The organism is Stieleria sp., from assembly GCF_041595215.1.
Taxonomy (GTDB): domain Bacteria; phylum Planctomycetota; class Planctomycetia; order Pirellulales; family Pirellulaceae; genus Stieleria; species Stieleria magnilauensis.
The window spans coordinates 1-2,091 of the sequence record NZ_JBFHKV010001306.1; the positions used below are offsets into that span (position 1 = coordinate 1).

The 2,091-nt window shown below is 60.8% G+C and carries 2 protein-coding genes; both read right to left on the minus strand.

Going from position 1 to position 2,091, the window contains the following annotated elements:
• Nucleotides 1–103 precede the first annotated feature (103 nt).
• Nucleotides 104–613 (minus strand): tRNA (adenosine(37)-N6)-threonylcarbamoyltransferase complex ATPase subunit type 1 TsaE, encoded by a 510-nt coding sequence (gene tsaE / locus ABX749_RS30805; RefSeq protein WP_372899407.1) that lies wholly within the window; start codon nucleotides 611–613, stop codon nucleotides 104–106.
• A 52-nt stretch (nucleotides 614–665) separates the two neighbouring features.
• Nucleotides 666–2,091, minus strand: a 1,426-nt coding sequence (locus ABX749_RS30810; protein ID WP_372899408.1) for a hypothetical protein, incomplete at its 5' end; no start/stop codon positions are given.

A 2,091-nucleotide genomic window follows, 5' to 3' on the forward strand; every position in this document is an offset into this window, starting at 1 on the left:
AAAAAATCCGTGGGTTCGCGCTGCCATCCGTGGGCCCAGTAATCGTTCCACCGTTCCTCAAGTGACAGCCTGACCTTTTTTTGCGGTAAAAGTAGCCAGAGCGCTAATCGCGTGACAGGGCATCGGCGAGCGCATCGAGTGGGCGTTCAAGTTCCGTGTTCTGGGTGGTCAACGTGATCACTCGCAGCGGCGTGTCGGCGCTCGATGGAGCGACATCGATGTGGATCCAAAGTGTTTCCGGTGGCAGCACCGATTCGACGCGATCGGCCCACTCGATTAAAACCCACGTGTCTTTGGATTCGAACAGTTCTTCGACGCCCAGTTCCAAGAACTCGTCTTCGTCACTGAGCCGATAGGCGTCGAGGTGATGCAGACGAATCGGTCCGGCGGCAAGGTTCGCGTCGTAGCTGCATAGCAGCGTGAACGTGGGGCTGGTGACATCTTCCGGATCGACACCCATTGCCCCGGCAAGGGTTTGGGTCAACGTCGTCTTTCCCGCCCCGAGTGTTCCGACCAACCCCACGATCAACTGGGCGGGAAAGTGTCGCGTCAGTTGGTCGGCCAATTGTTGCAGCCGTTCCAGGTCGATGTCGTGAAGCGTCAGGGTTGGCATCGTTAAACTGACAGGCTGGTAGCCCGTCACACTTTTTCTGCGACGATCGGGGTCAGGGAATCAACCAGAACGCTCCGGTCATCGTGGCACCTTGGACCAGGGCACCACGTGCACTGATCGGGACCGGCGGCACGATCCAGGGTGCGCAGTTGCCGGGTCGATAATAACCCAACGCGTATTGGCATTCGTTCGGGGGATGGATTCCCATCTTATACGGCAGCACGGCAATGTTGGCGAAGAAGTGGGCTGAGGAAACGACCGGCTGCAACAATGGTCCGGCGGTGTGTCCGTATCGTTCCAAGTTGACTTGTTCAAAGTAACGCGGCTTGCTGCACAGGTTCGACGCTTTCCAAGTCATCGTCAGCGGTGCCCACGAGCGTGGTGTGTACGCGACTTGTTCGATCAAGCACTCTTTGGGCAGCCCCCAGTTTTCCGACAGGTAACCGAGGTCGCCTTCGCTGAGTCGCTCGATCGGCAATTCTTGTTTGCCGCCGTCATCGGTTTCGATGATCACTTTTTCGTAAGCCAATTCGACAAAGCGACCCGTGGCGATCACACGTCCTTCGATGCTGCTCCATGGGCGAGACGTTTGTCGGCTTTCGAATTTCTCGCGTTGCCGTTGGTAGTCTTGCGGATCAAACAGATCGGGACGGAACGGCGGACTGGGGTCCAGTGAGATCTTGTCAATCGTTTCCCGCGCGATCCGCGCCCGAAAGTCTTCGCAGGAGAGCTGGTTGGCTTTCAGCATCGAAGTGTCGCCGGGCTGTCGTCCCTGGGGAGCTTGCGTCTGGGGATCGTTTTGTTCGCGTTCGGCGCGGTTTTGGTCAAACGGATTCTGGAAAAAGCCGGGTTCGGCGTCGCCCTTGTCCGACGGGGAATCGGTTTGCCGGTCCCCTTGAGGCATGTTGGGATCATTCCACTGGGGAACCGATGGAGTCTCGGTCGCATCGGGGCCTGCGGGGGCGTTGAACGGTGCGGGGATGGCCGCATCGTCGGCGTCTTGGGGCGATTCGTTGGGCCTGACTTGTTCGCTAGGATCGCTCAACAGATCTCGCATCGACGAATCGTCATCAGCGGATCGCTGGCCGGGAGCCGGCAGACTGGGCGCTGGCAAGGTCTGTGCATCGGCCTCTGATCCACGCAACGCATTGGGCGGCAGCTGCTCGATCGCCGGCGGAGCGGCTTCAACTGCGGGCGGTTCGGCGGCGGGCAGATCGGGAAGACTGAATCTGGGCGCGGGGCTGTCGCCGGTTGTTTGGGGTGCCGGTGCGAGCGCCAGCCGGGCTGCGGGCGCGGAGTGACGCTGTGGGGCGTGACGCTGCGGGGCGCCGGCTCGTCGAGCCATCGACGCCGATTGGGCCGGCGCGTTGAGCCCTTCGGCGAAGGGGTTGTTGAAAAAATCGTTGGGCTGTGCGAGCCGCTCCGGCGGGGCCGAAGATCGGGTCGGGGTGCGACGATAGTTTCCGACCGGGGCCGAA

What these genes read in the sequence shown, in the direction of transcription:
- tsaE (WP_372899407.1), bottom strand. Translation starts at nt 613, where the DNA reads ATGCCAACCCTGACGCTTCACGACATCGACCTGGAACGGCTGCAACAA.